We start from the raw sequence: 14,872 nt of genomic DNA, 5'->3' as shown, positions 1-14,872 counted from the left end.
AGGCTCAGGGATCGGGACGGTGTCAGAGGCGGGGGACCGAGGCGAGCAGCTGGGTCGTGTACGGGTGCGAGGGTCGACTGAGGACCTTGGCGACCGGGCCCTCCTCCACGATCGCCCCGTCGCGCATGACGACGACCCGGTCGCAGAGATGCTGCACCACGCCGATGTCGTGTGAGACGAGCACGATCGCCAACCCGAGCTCCTGACGCAGCCCGCCGAGCAACTCGAGGATCTGCGCGCGGACGGTGACGTCGAGCGCGCTGAGCGGTTCGTCGCCGACGAGGAGGCGCGGGCGGTGCACGATCGCGCGCGAGAGGGCGATGCGCTGGCGCTGACCGCCGGAGAACTCGTGCGGGAAACGGTCGGCCGCGTCGGCGTCGAGCCCGACGAGCCGGAGCACCGCGCGGACCCGGGAACGGTGGTCGCCCTCGATCCCGAGCGCCGAGAGCGGCTCGGCGACGATCCGCCCGACGCTCATGCGCGGGTCGAGTGATGCGTACGGGTCCTGGAACACCACGCCCGTCTGTCGACGGAACCAGTGCAGACTCCTGGCGCTCGCCGTGGCGCTGACGGGACGGCCGTCGAACGCCACGGACCCCGAGCTCGGGGTGTCGAGCGCGAGCAGGAGGCGGACGAGCGTCGACTTGCCCGACCCGGACTCACCGATGATGCCGACGGCCTCACCGGGGGCAACGACGAGGTCGCTCGGGTGCAGCGCGACGGTGCGGCTCGGTCGCTGGAAGAGCGACTCTCGCGGGTTGGTGTAGACCCGTCCGAGGCCCTGGGCCTGGAGCAGCGGCTCAGTCATCGTCCTCGCCCTTCCAGCTCATGGTCTTCGCGGCGGCCAACAGCCGCTGCGTCACGGGCGACACCGGCGTCGAGAGCAGCTGTGCGACGGGCCCGGCCTCGACGACCTTCCCCTGCGCGAGCACCACGGCGTCACTGGCGATCCGGGAGAGGACCGCGAGGTCGTGCGTGATGAAGACGAGGGACGCCCCGGTCTCGCTCACGAGACGCTCGAAGAGGCCGAGGATCTCCGACTGGATGGTGACGTCGAGCGCCGTGGTCGGCTCGTCCGCGATGAGCAGGGAGGGTCCGCAGGCGAGGGCGATGGCGGCCGCGACCCGCTGGCGTTGCCCGCCCGACAGCTGGTGCGGATACCGCCGGACGATGCGCTCGGGGTCGGGCAGACGGACCCGCGCGGCGAGTTCGACGGCCCGGTCGAGCGCCTCCCGTTTCGACAGCCCCTCGTGGATGCGCAGCGGCTCGCCGATCTGGCGTCCGATGGTGCGGATCGGGTTGAGCGCCGTCCGAGGCTCCTGGAACACGATCCCGATCTCACGCCCGCGGATCCGCGCGAGTTCGCGGTCGTCACGGCCGAGGAGCTCCTCGCCCTGCCAGCGGATGCTGCCGCTCACCGACGCGCCGTCCGGGAGCAGTCCGAGGATCGCCAGCGCCGTCAGCGACTTCCCGGATCCGGACTCGCCGATGAGGCCGAACCGTGCGCCCGCCGGCACGCTGAAGCTCACGCCGTCGACGACCCGGCGGCCGCCGAGCGTGACGACGAGGTCCTGGACGTCGAGACTCATGCGGTCACCCCCTGCGGCGAGGTGGGGGTCGAGGCGGGCCCTCGGCGACCGAGGGTCGGATCGGTCGCGTCCCGGAGGGCGTCGCCCAGCAGGTTGAGGGCGAGGACCGTGATGGTGATGGCGAGCCCCGGCCACAGCACCGACAGCGGGTGCACGGCGAGGTAGGTCTGCAGCTCACTGAGCATCCGACCCCAGGACGGGACACTGGAGGGGGCGCCGTAGCCGAGGTACGACAGGCCCGCCTCGGCGAGCACCGCGACCGCCATCGACCACGACAGCTGGACGATGAACACCGGTGCGACGTTCGGCAGCAGATGCCGCGTCAGGTTCCTCACCGGTCCGAGACCGGCGGCCTTGCCGGCGAGCACGTACTCGCTGTGCGAGACCCGGCGGATCTCGGGGCGGGTCACCCGGGCGATGTTCACACCGAAGCTGATACCAACCGCCCAGATGACGACCCACAGCGAGCCGCCGAAGACCGAGGCGATCATCATGGCGATGAGGAGGGTCGGGAACGCGATGAGGATGTCGATCAGCACCGCGACCGTCTCCCGGACCCAGCGCCGCGTGAGCGAACCGAGGGCGGCGAGGGCGACCCCGATGACCGTCGAGACGACTGCGGAACCGATCGCGACGGCCACGGTCACCCGCGCACCGACGAGCAGCAGGCTGAAGATGTCGCGACCGACCTCGTCCGTGCCGAGCAGATGGGCCGGCGACGGAGCCAGCCACTTCGCGAACGGATCGGTGAGCTGGGGGTCGTACGGCGTCCAGAGGAAGGAGACGCCGGCGCTCAGGAGGAGGAGGGCGACGACGACGAGTCCGAACACACCGGCCGGGCCGGACATGAGTGTGCGGAGTCCGCCTGATCCCGCGCGCCGGCGCGGGTGATCCTGACGGGCGGTCATGTGGTCCGCTCCCGTTCTCGGAGTCGGGGGTCTGCGAGACGGTGGACGACGTCCACGACGGCACCGATCACGAGGACCACCCCGGTGAGGACGAGGAGCTCGCCCTGCACCTTCACGAGGTCACGGTTGCCGACGTCGGCGACGAGCATGCGCCCGATGCCCGGGAGGGTGAAGAGCTGTTCGATGATGACGCTGCCGACGATGAGCCCGGCGATCTGGAGCCCGAGCACGGTGACGACCGAGAGCGCCACGTTCGGCAGCCCATGGCGGATGAGTGCCTGCGAACGGGTCAGCCCCTTCGCCGCCGCCGTCCGGACGTAGTCCTGGCCGATCGCGTCGAGGGCGGCGGAACGGACGAAGCGCAGCAGGACCGCGCCCTCGACGACGCCGATCGTGAGTGCCGGGAGGAGGAGGGCGCGGATCGCCGCCAGCGGATCGTTCCAGCCCGCGCGCGGGAAGCCCTGCGCCGGGAGCCAACCGAGTACGACGGCGAAGAGGAGCACGAGCATCATGCCGGCCCAGACGACCGGGACAGCGGCGAGCCCCTGCGACGCGAAGGAGATGACGACGCCCGTCGCGCGGGTGCGCCGGACGGCCGCCAGCACCCCGAGCGGCACACTGAACGCGAGGGCGATCGCGAGGGCCATGATGCCGAGCGGGACGGTCACCTGCGCCTTCTGGGCGAGTTCGCTGGCGACGGGGGTGCCCGTGATGAGCGAGTTCCCGAGATCGCCGCGGAGCAACCCGCCGATCCAGTCGAGGTATTGCAGGAGGACGGGCTGGCCGAGTCCCAACTGTTCGCGGATCGCGGCGACCGCTTCGGGCGTCGCGTCCGTTCCGGCGATGACCTGGGCGACGTCGCCCGGGAGCACCCTGATGGTGAAGAAGATCAGGGCGCTCGCGGCGAGGAGCCCGACGAGGAGGAGCACCAGCCTCGTCAGGATGAAGCGGGTCACCCGGTCACGGCGACCTTCGCCAGGTCGATGCGCGAGTTGACCGAGTCCACGGGGAAGCCGGTCACGCCGTCGCGCACCACCGTGAGGGTGATCGCGGTGTAGAGCCAGTCGGCGGCGTTGTCCTTCGACACGAGGTACGCCGCCTCCTTGAGCTTCTGGGCTGCGACGGCCGGGTCGGTCGCCGCTACGGATTCAGCATAGAGCGACTGGACCTGCGCGTTGTCGTAGCCGAAGTAGTAGTTCGGGTTCGCCCAGTTCTGGAAGTCGCGCGCCTCGACGTGGTTCACGTAGCTGAGGTCGTAGTCCTTGTTCGTGTAGACGTCGTTCAGCCAGGTCGGGAACTCGACGCTCTTCACCGTGAGGGTGACGCCGATGGCCTTGAACTCGGACACCAGGACGTTGGCCACCGAGGTGCCGTAGAAGCTCGGGATCGTGAGCGTCAGCGACAGGTTCTCCTGGCCGGCCTGGGCGAGCAGCGCCTTCGCCTGGTCCGGGTCGTACTTCACGAGCTCGCTGAGGTTCTCGTAGCCCGGGTCGAGCTCGGGGATCGGTCCATACTGCTCGACCGCGGCGCCGCCGACGGCCTCGACGATCGCGGCGTGGTCGATGGCGGAGCGGAGCGCCTGCCGGACGAGGGGGTCGTTCAGGGGAGCGCGCTGGTTGTTGAACGCGAGGGTGTACTTGTCGGTCGTCTTGCCTTCGGTGATGCTGAACCCGTCGGCGCGGGTGATCTGGTCCTTGAGGTTCGCGTCGAGCGCCGTCTGCACGTCGAGTTCGCCGGCGAGGGTGGCGTTGACGGCGGAGGAGGCGTCGGGGATGTAGCTGAAGACGACCTCCTTGACCTTCGGAGCGTCGCCCCAGTACTTCGCGTTCCGGTCGAAGGTGATGCTGTCGCCCTGCTTCCACGTTTTCAGGGTGAACGGCCCGGTGCCGTTGGCGGTCGTCGACAGGTCGTTGGTGGCGCCCGACTCCAGCACGAGTCCTGCGCGTCCGGTCAGGGTCCACAACAGGTTGGAGTCGGGCGAGGTGAGCTGCAACTGCACGGTCGAGTCGTCGACGGCCGTGATCGAGGCGACCTTCTGAAGCGCCACGTTGTCGACGAACGTCGGGTCCTGCTGCACCTGCGTGATGGAGTCGACGACGTCGGCCGCGGTCAGGGCGGCGCCGTCGTGGAAGGTCACGCCGTCGCGGAGGACGAAGGTGTAGGTGAGACCGTCGGCGCTGATGTCGTGGCTCTTCGCGAGCGTGTCGACGATCTGGTTGTCCTCGGTGCGGGACACGAGGCCCTGGTAGACGTTGTCGATGAGGATCTGGTCGAGCGCGGCGCCCGAGGTGGTGCGGATGTTGAGGTCTGAGGGCTCCAGGACGAGACCGACCCGCAGGGTCGCGTCGGCGTCGGGCGTCGGCGTCGCGGTCGGGCCTGCGCAGCCGGTGAGGACGAGGGCGGCGCCGGTGACCGCGATCGCGGCGGTGAGGAGCTGACGACGCAGCTGACGATGACGCATGGAGGTCCTTTCGGGGATGCTGGAGTGGCCGGCATCTGGAGACGCACAACCGGTTCCGGGCAGCGGGCATTCCCGCTTGGGCCGCGTGAATACTGGACCGCGTCCGGAAAGCCGCATCGCTGGGGCTCCAGCGAGCGTACCCAGTCGACGTGTGTGGTGCCAGCCACGGTGTCAGGGGGCGTCACAGAGTGATCGGATCGTGATGTGCTCCGCCGCCTTGGAAGACCCTGCGCAGGGGATCGAAGTGAGCTTAGGCTCGCCTATACTGATCGCGTGAGCTATTTCGAAGATCCGGCGGAGTTCGCCGTCGCGGACGCACGCCACGTGCTGCTCGCGGGCGACGAGTCGTCGGTCGGCGAGCTGGCGGAGGTCCTCGCGCTGCTCCCCATCTGCGCCCGCGGTCAGGTGTTCGTCGAGGTCGACGACGCCGCATCCATCGCCACGCTCGATTCGCCGGGACGCGTCGTCGTGACGTGGCTCGTCCGTGCAGCGCGTTCGGGGGAACCCGGAACGGGCAGCCGGTGCGCACGCGGTCAGGCCGTCGCGCGAGCGACCCGGGCCTGGGCGAGCGAGATGCTCGACGTCGACGGACACGACGCGGCCGACTACCACGTGTGGATCGGCGGCGAGACGGAGCACCTGACGGGTCTCCGGAACGACCTCAGGATGACGCTGGCGAGCATCGGCGCGCGTCAGCGCTCGAGCTCGGTCGAGCGCGCATCGCACTGACACGGCCTCGAACCGGCTCGGCATCGCGCGGACGCCGCGACGCTCGTCAGCTGCGCTTCGGCAGGTAGCCTCCCGCTTCGAGACCGGCTTCGATCTCGAACCGGTTCCGGAGCGGATCTCGACCGGCGATCGCGTACATCAGCGGGAAGAGCATGCCGTACCGCTGCCACTGCCGCTTGTGCACCGCCTCGTGTTCGAGCACCCGGGTCGACACGTTCCGGTCGGTGAGGTACACCCCGCCGACGCATGAGCCACCTCGGCCGAACGTCCACGACGGCATCCCGCGGAAGACGATCATCCCGCCCCGCCGTTCGACCGGGCCGGTGCTCCAGAGTGCGCCCCAGACGAGCCCGGTGAGCGTGGCGTACCAGTACCCGATGCGGCTCAGGGGTGAGTCGAGCCACGGGCCGCCGGAACGACGGCTCCGCGGCTCGTCGACGTCGCCGGGACGGGTCACGCACCGCTCCGGTAGGTCTCGAGGAGTCGCAGCCAGATCTCGCTCATCGTCGGGTAGGACGGCACCGCGTGCCAGAGGCGGTGCAGCGGCACCTCACCGACGACGGCGATCGTCGCGGCGTGGACGAGTTCGGCGACGTCCTGACCCACGAAGGTCATCCCGATGATCACGCCGCGCTCCTCGTCGACGACCATCCTCGCCTGCCCGGTGTAGCCGTCGGCGTGGAGGCTCGAGCCCGCGATGCCACCGAGGTCGTAGTCGACCACCCGGTGGTCGATCCCCGCCGCCTCCGCCTGCGCGGCCGTGAGTCCGACGGCGGCGACCTCGGGCTCGGAGAAGACGACCTGCGGCACGGCACGGTGGTCGGCGGTCGCCGCGTGGTCGCCCCACGGGCTGGTGTCGACGTCCTCGCCGTTCGCCCGTGCCGCGATGACCGCGCCCGCGGCGCGTGCCTGGTACTTGCCCTGGTGCGTCAGGAGAGCCCGGTGGTTGACGTCGCCGACGGCGTAGAGCCAGTCGCTGCCGTGAGCGAGGAGCTGATCGTCGACCTCGATCCAGGCACCCGGTTCCAGGCCGACGGTCTCGAGCCCGAGGTCGTCCGTCCGGGGCGTCCGGCCGGTGGCCACGACGAGTTCCGCCGTCGTCACCGCGTCCCGGTCGTCGAACTCGAGCGTGACGGCACCGTCGGCGGCCCGGGAGACGGCGGTGGGGGAGGCGTGCACGATCGTCACGCCGAGTTCACGCAGGGAGGACTCGACGAACTCGCCGGCGAACGGCTCGGTGTTGCCGAGCAGGCCGCTGCGGGCGACGAGTGTGACGTCGACCCCGAGTGACCGGTAGGCGGTCGCGAGCTCGACGGCGACGACGCCGCCACCGAGGAAGGCGACGGACTCGGGCAGGGTCTGGACGCTCGTGGCCTCGCGGCTCGTCCACGGCTCCACCGCCGACAGCCCGGGGATGTCGGGAAGGAGCGCGGCGGAGCCGGTGCAGACCGCGACGGCGTGCGTCGCCGTGAGCACGGTCGTCGAGCCGTCGGCGGCCGTCACGGTGACCTCCCGCTGGCCGGTCAGGCGACCGTGCCCACGCACCAGCTCGATGCCGGCGCCCTCGAGCCACTCGACCTGGCCGTCGTCCGACCAGTCACTCGTGAACGAGTCCCGTCGCGCGAGGACCTTGAGCGGATCGAGCGCGGTGTCCTCGGGGATGGCTCCACCCGTGCGCTTGGCGGCCCGCAGGGCGGCCCCCGAGCGGATGAGGGCCTTGGACGGCATGCAGGCCCAGTAGGAGCACTCACCGCCGACCAGTTCGCTCTCGACGATGACGACGCTCAGACCACTCTTGTGGGCGTAGTCGGCGACGTTCTCGCCGACGGGTCCGGCTCCGATGACGACGAGATCGACGGTACGGCTCATGGGGTGACTCCTGTCGGGTTGGTGCTGTCTGGTTTCGGTTCGCGACTGATCGCGCCGATGATGCGGAGGATGGTGCCGAGGTCGTCGGCTGCGGCGTCGGGGGAGCCGGGCGAGAAGCCCGTGACCCCGGCCCCGGCGAAGCCGAACCGGGCGCGGAGGGCGGTGATGCAGTCGAGCAGGGTGTCGAGTTCGAGACCGAAGGGGACGGCCGAGCTGACGCCGGCGATGACGGCGGGGTCGAGGACGTCGACGTCCACGTGCAGGTAGACGCGGTCGGCGCCCGTCGCCTCGACGGCGGCGACCACCTCCGCGGCGCTCGTCATCACCGAGGAGACCATGGGGATGCCACGCTCCTCGATGTGGGCGAGTTCACCGTCGTCGAGGTCACGCACCCCCACGAGGACGAGTCGGGCGGGATCGAGTGGGGCCTCGGGCAGCAGCATCGCGGCACCTTCGCCGGTCAGTGCCCGGGCGACCATGCCGCTGAACGACCCGGACGGCGAGCTGAGCGGGGTGTTGAGGTCGCCGTGGGCGTCGAACCAGACGACGGCGATGCCGGGGTCGCGTCGGAGGGCCTCACCGACCGACGCGAGTTCGACGCCGCAGTCCCCACCGATGGTGATGACGGGCTCGTCGATCCCGACGAGCGCCTGACGTTGGAGTTCCGCGGTCGTCACGAGGGAACTGGCGCGCCGGATGTCGGTGTCGAGGGCCTCGCCGGCCTCGGTCGGCACGTGGACGAGTGTCGTGGCCGTCGTGGGCAGGTCGCCACGGATCGCCTCGGCTCCATCGATCAACTGCATGGCCCTGGACGAGCCGGAGCCCTGCCACTGAGGGACGACGACGAACTTCGTCATGCGGTGCCTTCCTGGAGGTGGTGCGAGGATGCGAGGGCGACGGGCCCTCGGGAGGTCCCGAGGGCCCGCCGGATCGGCACTACTGGCCGGCGTTCGGCGTGTACTCGGGGCCGGAGGACTCGATCGCGGGTGACGTGGAACCTCCACCCTTCAGTGCGGCGAGCCGGGCCTCGACCTCGGTCAACTCGCCGAGGTCCTCGAGGTCGTTGAACTGCGCGTCGAGACTCGACGCGGCGAGCTCCTGCTGGCCGAGCACCTTCGCCTCCTCGCGGCGGATCTTGTCCTCGTAGCGGCTCAGGTCGCTCGTCGGGTCCATGATGTCGATGCTGCCGACCGCATCCGCGACCTTGCGCTGGGCCTCCGCGGTCTTGGCCCGGGCGACGAGTTCGCTGCGCTTCGTCTTCAGCTGCTCGAGCTTCGTCTTCATGCCGTTGAGGCCGTTCTTCAGCTGCTCGACGACCTTCGTCTGCGAGGCCAGCTGCGGCTCGGCCTGTTTGGCCTCGTTCTCGGCGCCGATCTGGCGCTGGAGCGCGATCTTCGCGAGGTTGTCGAACTTGTCGGCGTCCGCGGCGTTACCCGCCTGACGGTATTCGTCGGCCTTGCGACTCGCGGCCAGCGCCTTGGTGCCCCACTCGGAGGCCGCCTCGACGTCCTGCTGGTGGTCCTGCTCGAGGAGCCGGAGGTTGCCGATCGTCTCGGCGATCGCGCTCTCGGCGTCGGCGATCGAGTTCGTGTAGTCCCGGACCATCTGGTCGAGCATCTTCTGCGGGTCCTCGGCGGAGTCGAGCAGCGCGTTGATGTTGGCCTTGGTCAGCTGGGCGATGCGTCCGAAGATGGACTGCTTCTCTGCCATGGTGTGGTTCCTCTCTCGTGTCCTGCTGGGTCGTGTCGGTCGGTGTCTGGTGATGAGGTGGGTGGTGCAGCGGATCAGAAGCGACCGCCACCGCGTCGGGAACGGGTGCCGCCGCCACCGAAGCTGCCGGCGCTGCGTGAGCGACCGGAGCCGCCGCCGAACATGCCGCCGCTCGATCCTCCGCCACCGAACATGCCGCCGCCGGAACGGGAACCGCCGCCGCCGAGGACGGAGTTGATCAGGATGCCGCCGAGGACGGCACCGAGCATCCCGTTGCCACCCTGCTGCCCCTGGCCGCCGCCGAACACGCCGTCGAGTCCGCCCGCCGACTGGCTCTGGAACTGCCCGAGGTCGGCCTGGGCGAGCTGCACCGCTTGACTCGCGAGCGAGTTGGCGCGCTGGGCGAGGGAGAGCGCCTGCGTCGGGTCGGTGGCGGCGAGGCCCTGGGCCTGCACGAGGGTGCGGCCGGCCTCGGCGAGGCGCGTCCGGGCCTCCGGGCCGACGGCTCCGCGCCGCGAGACGATGAAGTCCTCTGCAGCCGACACCTGCGCGCCCGCCGTCTGCAGGGTCTGCCCGAGGGCGGCTGCAGCGCGTTGTCGCTGCTCCGCCGCGGTGCGCACCCCCTGGAGCGCGCCGTCGATCTGCGTGTTCGCCGCATCCAGGCGGGCGAGGAGGGCGATCGGGTTGTTCGGTGCGCCGAGCGCGCCGCGCACCTGGGAGACCGTCGCGGTGGTGCTCGCGACCGCTGCGGCGAGCGTGCCGGTCGGGTCGGATTGGCCGCCCGCCGCGGCGACGTCCCCGTCCAATTCGGCCAGTCTGGCGGCGAGGTGCTGCTCGGCGGTCGTCAGATCCGCCTGCAGCCGCTTCACGGCCCCGGTGAGCTGGGTGGCCTGGTCGAGCGCTTCCTCCGCGGCGCGGATGCCGACGGCGGCCTCGCCGGAGTCACCGGCGGCGAGCCGTGCAGCTGCGTCGGAGATCGCCGCGGTGGCGAAGGCGAGTCGCTCGGTCGCCTGCGCCGGGTTGTCGATCACGGTGATGAGGGCGTCGGGGCTGTAGCGCGTCTGCAGGGCGTGCACCGCGTCTTGCGCGGCCGTCACCGTCGGTCCGGCCGCGGCCGCCCTGGCTCGCAGCTCCTCGACCGCGGCGGGCGCGTTCTTCTCGAGCGCGCGGAGCTCGTCGAACGAGGCGGCCTGTTCGTCGAGCACGTGGTTCGCGTGCTCGCAGAGCCGGATGATCTGGAGGTTCCAGTCGCGCTGTTGCTGCTCCGTGTCCGGCTCGGCGTCGTCGAGCCGCTGCTTGAGTGCGAAGGCCTGCGAGAGGTCGTCCTTCGCTCCTGCGAGCGCGGCGGTGAACGCGGCCGTGGCCGGTTCGCCGTAGGAGGCGGTGGCGAAGCCGAGCTCCTCCTCGCTCGTCCGGACGGCGTCGTCGGTCTGGACGAGCGCACTGCCGGCGAGTCGTTCGAGCTCGGGGATCGGGGCGATGGTCAGCGGGTCGACCGGTGCCCCCTGCCGGCCCGCGGTCACCGCGCCGTCGCCGTCCGCAGCGCGTCGCCGGCGGAGGAAGACGACCAGGAGGACGACGGCCACGACGGCGACGACCACGATCAGCAGGATGGTCAGCCACCCGGTCGAGCCGCCTGATCCGCTACCGGTGCCCCCGATCGACCCGCCGCCGACGGCGGCACCCAGGCCTTCGGCGGCAGCGACGCCGGCGCCGGCCCAGTTCTCGTCACGCAGCTGCGGCAGGATGCGCTGCTGCTCGATATCGGTCAGCTGATCGCCGCTCACCGGTCCACTGGAGTCGCCGGAGAGGTAGTAGGCGCGGTCCTCGGTCGCCACGGCCAGCAGGTACTGGTTCGGTCCGAGGTTGTTGTCCTTGGCGGTCTGGTTCGCCCAGGACTCGGCGTCACTCGGGTCGGTGAAGGTCGGCACGTAGACCACCCAGAGGTCGACGCCGTGATCCGCGGCCAGGTCGTCGACGGCCGTCGTGATCTCGGAGACCTCACCGCTGCTGAGGACACCCGCGCTGTCGGACACGCGCCCGGCGCCGAGCTGCACCGGGCTCTCCGCCCAGGCGGCGGTGGCTCCCGCTCCGAGGAGCACGGCCACGCAGAACGCCCAGATCGATACCGCCCAGCGAACCCGCATCGGCCACCTCGTCACTCGTTCGGACCCTGGAGCCCCACCCCGCGGCTCGGTTCCGAGTCTAGGTCCGGGCCCCCGACATCTCTACAGCGGGCTCCCAGCAGGCGCACCGAACCGGAGCTGTGCTATACAGCGGTGACGGTGCTTCGGCGACACCGAACGTGACGCTGTCACCGACCGTGACGGACTCTGTTACCGACCGTGACGCGGCCACTCGCGCGAGGGCGTCTGCCCGGCGAGACTGGTCGAGTCACCTCACGGAACCCCTGGAAGGAGCATCATGCAAGGACACGTCTCACCCATGCTGGCGCTCGTCGAGGTCACCAGGTTCCGTGAGGACGACCAGGCGTACCACGAGTACGTGCAGATCCTCGTCGGACGGACCATCGCCGCCGCCGAACGGGCCGGCTGGCGCGTGACCCGGTTGGCCGCGCACGACCTCGGCACCGATGCGCTCCTCGCCTCGACCGACGGGGCTTCCGCTGTCGTCATCATGGGCGGCGCCGACATCGATCCCGCCCAGTACGGCGGAACCACCGGCTACCGCGCCGAGGGTCAGCACTTCCCCGAGGCCGACCGCGCCCAGCTGGCGGTCGCCCGTCGCGCCGCCGAGCGGGGCACACCGCTGCTCGGGATCTGCCGCGGTCACCAGATCATCAACGTCGCCCTCGGTGGGACGCTCGTGCAGGACCTCGGTGAGCACAGCGCCCACCGCAACGAGGGCGTCCCGGTCGATGAGAGCATGACCCCGCACGAGGTCGAGCTCGACCCCTCGAGTGCTCTCGCGTTCCGACTCGGTGCCCGTCACCTCCAGGTGCAGAGCGCCCACCACCAGTCGGTCGGCGAACTGGGCGAAGGCCTCCGCGCCGTCGCCTGGGCCTCCGACGGCACCGTCGAAGCGGTCGAGCACCGCACCCTGCCGATCACCGGTGTGCAGTGGCACCCGGAGGACCCCGGCACCGTCGACGACCAGCTCGGGCTCCTGCTCGGCGGTCTCGCCCGCGAGGCCGAGCGCGCCGCAGCGTAGTCGGGGCGTGTCTCCGCGCCGGGCGGCTTCGCATGCCAGGAGGCCCTCCCGCTGCAGGCGACCCACCGCTCGACCTGTCCCCAACTCAGGACGGCGTCGGCGTGTCGAGGTTGGATTGCGGCGTGTCGGCCGCGCCACGCCGAGGCCGTCCTGAGAAAGGTCGGAGGGTTGGTTAGCGTTGACGGGTGTTCGAAGACAGGTACGGTCAGGACGTCCTCGCGGGGGACTGGCGGAAGAAGAACCGCGTGGTGGCCCGCGAGGTCGAGGCGGTGACCGACCTCGTGGTCGAGGAACTCGGCGGCTTCTGCGGCGCGATCACGCGCGTCGAGGCGAAGACGGTCGAGCTCGAGGACTACCGCGGCAAGCGGCGCGTGTTCCCGATGGGGGCGGGGTTCCTCCTCGAGGGCGAGCCCGTCGTCCTCGTCGTGCCGAAGCGTGCACCGACGGGGCGGGCGCGCACCGCTTCCGGCTCCTTCGCGGTGGAGACGACTGCTCGGGTGGCTCGCGCGAGCCGGATCTTCGTCGAGGGCCGCCACGACGCGGAACTCGTCGAGCGGGTCTGGGGCGACGACCTCCGCGTGGAAGGCGTCGTCGTCGAGTACCTCGCGGGCGTCGACCACCTCGACGCCGCGCTCGCCGAGTTCCGGCCGGGCCCCGACCGTCGTGTCGGCGTCCTCGTCGACCATCTGGTCCCCGGCTCGAAGGAGCAGCGGATCGCCGACGCCGTCATGGCCGGACCGAACGGCCGGAACGTCCTCATCGTCGGGCACCCGTACGTCGACGTCTGGCAGGCCGTGAAGCCCGCCAGGGTCGGCCTGCGCGAGTGGCCGACCATCCCTCGCTCCATCGAGTGGAAGAAGGGCATCTGTCAGGCGTTCGGCTGGCCGCACGACTCGCAGGCCGACATCGCCCGTGCCTGGAAGCGCATCCTCGGTCAGGTCCGGACCTTCAACGACCTCGAGCCGGAGCTCCTCGGTCGCGTCGAGCAGCTCATCGACTTCGTCACCGTCGACTGAGCCGCCCGCGCGACCGCTGCCGCTAGGAGGAGACCTGACCCAGGGCGTCTTCGAGGACGGACACCGCGTCGCGGAGGAGCTCGTCGGACATGACCGCGCTCGGGAGGAGTCGCAGCACCGAGTCCCAGGAGCCGGCGTCGAGGACGAGCACCCCCTGGGCGATCGCCGCGTCGATGACGGTCTGCAGCGCCGTGGGGTGCGGCTGCTTCGTGCCGGGGACGACGAACTCGACGCCGGCCATCGCACCGATGATCCGGACCTCGCCGACGATGTCGAACCGCTCGGCCCAGTCACCCATGAGCGATCGCAGGGTCGCCTCCACCCGACGTGCCTCGCCCAGCAGGTCCTCGCGCTCGATGACCTCGAACGTCGCGAGCGCGGCCGCCGTGGACACCGGGTTGCCGCCGAAGGTGCCGCCGATACCACCGGGCTGGACGGCGTCCATGATCTCGGCGCGCCCGGTCACGGCCGACAGCGGGAAGCCGCCGGCGATGCCCTTGGCACTCGTGATGAGATCGGGCACGACACCGTGGTGCTCGATCGAGTACCAGGCGCCGGTGCGTCCGATGCCGGCCTGGATCTCGTCGGCGACGAACACGATCCCGTTCTCGGTGCACCACTCGCTGATGCGCGCGAAGTAGCCGGGCGCGGGGATGACGATGCCGCCGTCGCCGAGGACCGGTTCGGCGAAGAACGCGGCGACCTCGCTCGCACCGATGTGCCGCTCGATGTAGTCGATCGTCACCTCGGCAGCCGCCGCTCCGTCGAGTCCGTCGCGGAAGGGGTAGGAGAGCGGGACACTGTAGATCTCACCCGGGAACGGGCCGAACCCGAGGCGCTCGGGCGCAGGCCGGTAGGTCATCGCCATCGTCAGGTTCGTGCGCCCGTGGAAGGCGTGGTCGAGGGCGACGATCGCGCGACGTCCGGTGTACTTCTTCGCGATCTTCACCGCGTTCTCGACGGCTTCGGCACCGGAGTTCAGGAGGATCGAGCGCTTCTCGAAGTCGCCCGGCGTGATCTCGGACAGCTTCTCCGCGACGCGCAGGTAGTTCTCGTAGGGCGTCACGGTGAAGAGCGTGTGCGTGAGCTTCGTGGCCTGCTCGGCTGCCGCCGCGGCGACGTCGGGGTTGGCGTGCCCGATGGTCGTCACGCCGATGCCCGTTCCGAGGTCGATGATGTGGTTGCCGTCGACGTCCACGAGGATGCCGCCGGAGCCGTGGTCCATCCACACCGGCGCGAGGTTGCCGGCACCGCGCGACACCGCCCGGCGGCGCCGTTCCGTGAGGGCGAGCGATCGGGGGCCGGGGATGGCGGTCACGAGCTGGCGTTCCTGGGGCACGGAGTAGTCGATGGTCATGCAGGCCATGGTAGGCGCGCGTCCTCCGAGGATGCCGGGGGCCGACGGAGCGTCGCCGACGA

Annotated in this window: 14 protein-coding genes; 3 read left to right on the top strand and 11 right to left on the bottom strand. The window is 70.7% G+C overall.

The window, feature by feature from the left end; translation table 11 throughout:
• Positions 1 to 22: 22 nt before the first annotated feature.
• The 5 genes from ITJ62_RS17580 to ITJ62_RS17560 are packed head-to-tail and all read right to left on the bottom strand — an operon-like array spanning position 23 to position 4,958.
• A complete protein-coding gene (locus tag ITJ62_RS17580; RefSeq protein WP_194604933.1) occupies positions 23 to 808 on the bottom strand; it encodes an ABC transporter ATP-binding protein in 786 nt (261 codons plus the stop codon).
• Positions 801 to 1,589, bottom strand: a complete 789-nt coding sequence (locus tag ITJ62_RS17575) for an ABC transporter ATP-binding protein (protein ID WP_086473981.1) — start codon at positions 1,587 to 1,589, stop codon at positions 801 to 803. The genes ITJ62_RS17580 and ITJ62_RS17575 overlap by 8 nt, the downstream gene beginning before the upstream one ends.
• Positions 1,586 to 2,497 (bottom strand): ABC transporter permease, encoded by a 912-nt coding sequence (locus ITJ62_RS17570; RefSeq protein ID WP_370581992.1) that lies wholly within the window; start codon positions 2,495 to 2,497, stop codon positions 1,586 to 1,588. Before ITJ62_RS17570 ends, ITJ62_RS17575 begins: the two co-directional genes overlap by 4 nt.
• Positions 2,494 to 3,453 (bottom strand): ABC transporter permease, encoded by a 960-nt coding sequence (locus ITJ62_RS17565; protein WP_194604930.1) that lies wholly within the window; start codon positions 3,451 to 3,453, stop codon positions 2,494 to 2,496. The genes ITJ62_RS17570 and ITJ62_RS17565 overlap by 4 nt, the downstream gene beginning before the upstream one ends.
• Positions 3,450 to 4,958 (bottom strand): ABC transporter substrate-binding protein, encoded by a 1,509-nt coding sequence (locus ITJ62_RS17560; protein ID WP_194604925.1) that lies wholly within the window; start codon positions 4,956 to 4,958, stop codon positions 3,450 to 3,452. The genes ITJ62_RS17565 and ITJ62_RS17560 overlap by 4 nt, the downstream gene beginning before the upstream one ends.
• 273 nt (positions 4,959 to 5,231) lie before the next feature.
• Between ITJ62_RS17560 and ITJ62_RS17555 the strand changes: the two genes are divergently transcribed.
• Positions 5,232 to 5,687, top strand: coding sequence for an SIP domain-containing protein (locus ITJ62_RS17555; RefSeq protein WP_194604923.1), 456 nt, complete (start codon positions 5,232 to 5,234; stop codon positions 5,685 to 5,687).
• Positions 5,688 to 5,733: 46 nt separating this feature from the next.
• Here the strand turns inward: ITJ62_RS17555 and ITJ62_RS17550 are convergent, their stop codons facing one another.
• The 5 genes from ITJ62_RS17550 to ITJ62_RS17530 form a co-directional block, all read right to left on the bottom strand.
• A complete protein-coding gene (locus ITJ62_RS17550) occupies positions 5,734 to 6,144 on the bottom strand; it encodes a Fe-S oxidoreductase (protein ID WP_370581991.1) in 411 nt (136 codons plus the stop codon).
• Positions 6,141 to 7,556: an NAD(P)/FAD-dependent oxidoreductase gene (locus ITJ62_RS17545; RefSeq protein ID WP_194604920.1), complete on the bottom strand. Its 1,416-nt coding sequence runs from the start codon at positions 7,554 to 7,556 to the stop codon at positions 6,141 to 6,143. The genes ITJ62_RS17550 and ITJ62_RS17545 overlap by 4 nt, the downstream gene beginning before the upstream one ends.
• Positions 7,553 to 8,413: an arginase family protein gene (locus ITJ62_RS17540; RefSeq protein ID WP_194604917.1), complete on the bottom strand. Its 861-nt coding sequence runs from the start codon at positions 8,411 to 8,413 to the stop codon at positions 7,553 to 7,555. The genes ITJ62_RS17545 and ITJ62_RS17540 overlap by 4 nt, the downstream gene beginning before the upstream one ends.
• Before the next feature lie 79 nt (positions 8,414 to 8,492).
• A complete protein-coding gene (locus ITJ62_RS17535) occupies positions 8,493 to 9,266 on the bottom strand; it encodes a PspA/IM30 family protein (RefSeq protein ID WP_085513287.1) in 774 nt (257 codons plus the stop codon).
• Positions 9,267 to 9,340: 74 nt separating this feature from the next.
• On the bottom strand, positions 9,341 to 11,374 hold the full coding sequence (locus ITJ62_RS17530) for a TPM domain-containing protein (protein WP_370581990.1): 2,034 nt from the start codon (positions 11,372 to 11,374) through the stop codon (positions 9,341 to 9,343).
• 316 nt (positions 11,375 to 11,690) lie between these two features.
• Here ITJ62_RS17530 and ITJ62_RS17525 point away from each other — a divergent pair, with 316 nt between their 5' ends.
• Entirely contained in the window at positions 11,691 to 12,437 is a 747-nt protein-coding gene (locus tag ITJ62_RS17525; protein WP_194604914.1) for a gamma-glutamyl-gamma-aminobutyrate hydrolase family protein, read from the top strand.
• 185 nt (positions 12,438 to 12,622) lie between these two features.
• Entirely contained in the window at positions 12,623 to 13,453 is an 831-nt protein-coding gene (locus ITJ62_RS17520; protein ID WP_071262446.1) for a DUF3097 domain-containing protein, read from the top strand.
• 22 nt (positions 13,454 to 13,475) lie between these two features.
• Here ITJ62_RS17520 and ITJ62_RS17515 read toward each other — a convergent pair whose 3' ends face one another.
• Positions 13,476 to 14,810 carry an aminotransferase class III-fold pyridoxal phosphate-dependent enzyme gene (locus ITJ62_RS17515; RefSeq protein WP_370581989.1) on the bottom strand — a complete coding sequence of 445 codons (1,335 nt, stop codon included), beginning with the start codon at positions 14,808 to 14,810 and terminating at the stop codon, positions 13,476 to 13,478.
• Between the last annotated feature and the right edge of the window lie 62 nt (positions 14,811 to 14,872).

It is taken from the genome of Plantibacter sp. VKM Ac-2876, from assembly GCF_015350715.1.
Classification (GTDB): domain Bacteria; phylum Actinomycetota; class Actinomycetes; order Actinomycetales; family Microbacteriaceae; genus Plantibacter; species Plantibacter auratus.
Note: the sequence above shows the minus strand (reverse complement) of the source record. Positions and strands in the feature narration are given on the sequence as shown.

Excerpts from the sequence above, each read along its gene's own strand:
- ITJ62_RS17580 (WP_194604933.1), bottom strand. The coding sequence starts at position 808 with ATGACTGAGCCGCTGCTCCAGGCCCAGGGCCTCGGACGGGTCTACACC.
- ITJ62_RS17575 (WP_086473981.1), bottom strand. The coding sequence starts at position 1,589 with ATGAGTCTCGACGTCCAGGACCTCGTCGTCACGCTCGGCGGCCGCCGG.
- ITJ62_RS17570 (WP_370581992.1), bottom strand. The coding sequence starts at position 2,497 with ATGACCGCCCGTCAGGATCACCCGCGCCGGCGCGCGGGATCAGGCGGA.
- ITJ62_RS17560 (WP_194604925.1), bottom strand. The coding sequence starts at position 4,958 with ATGCGTCATCGTCAGCTGCGTCGTCAGCTCCTCACCGCCGCGATCGCG.
- ITJ62_RS17545 (WP_194604920.1), bottom strand. The coding sequence starts at position 7,556 with ATGAGCCGTACCGTCGATCTCGTCGTCATCGGAGCCGGACCCGTCGGC.
- ITJ62_RS17540 (WP_194604917.1), bottom strand. The coding sequence starts at position 8,413 with ATGACGAAGTTCGTCGTCGTCCCTCAGTGGCAGGGCTCCGGCTCGTCC.
- ITJ62_RS17535 (WP_085513287.1), bottom strand. The coding sequence starts at position 9,266 with ATGGCAGAGAAGCAGTCCATCTTCGGACGCATCGCCCAGCTGACCAAG.
- ITJ62_RS17525 (WP_194604914.1), top strand. The coding sequence starts at position 11,691 with ATGCAAGGACACGTCTCACCCATGCTGGCGCTCGTCGAGGTCACCAGG.
- ITJ62_RS17515 (WP_370581989.1), bottom strand. The coding sequence starts at position 14,810 with ATGACCATCGACTACTCCGTGCCCCAGGAACGCCAGCTCGTGACCGCC.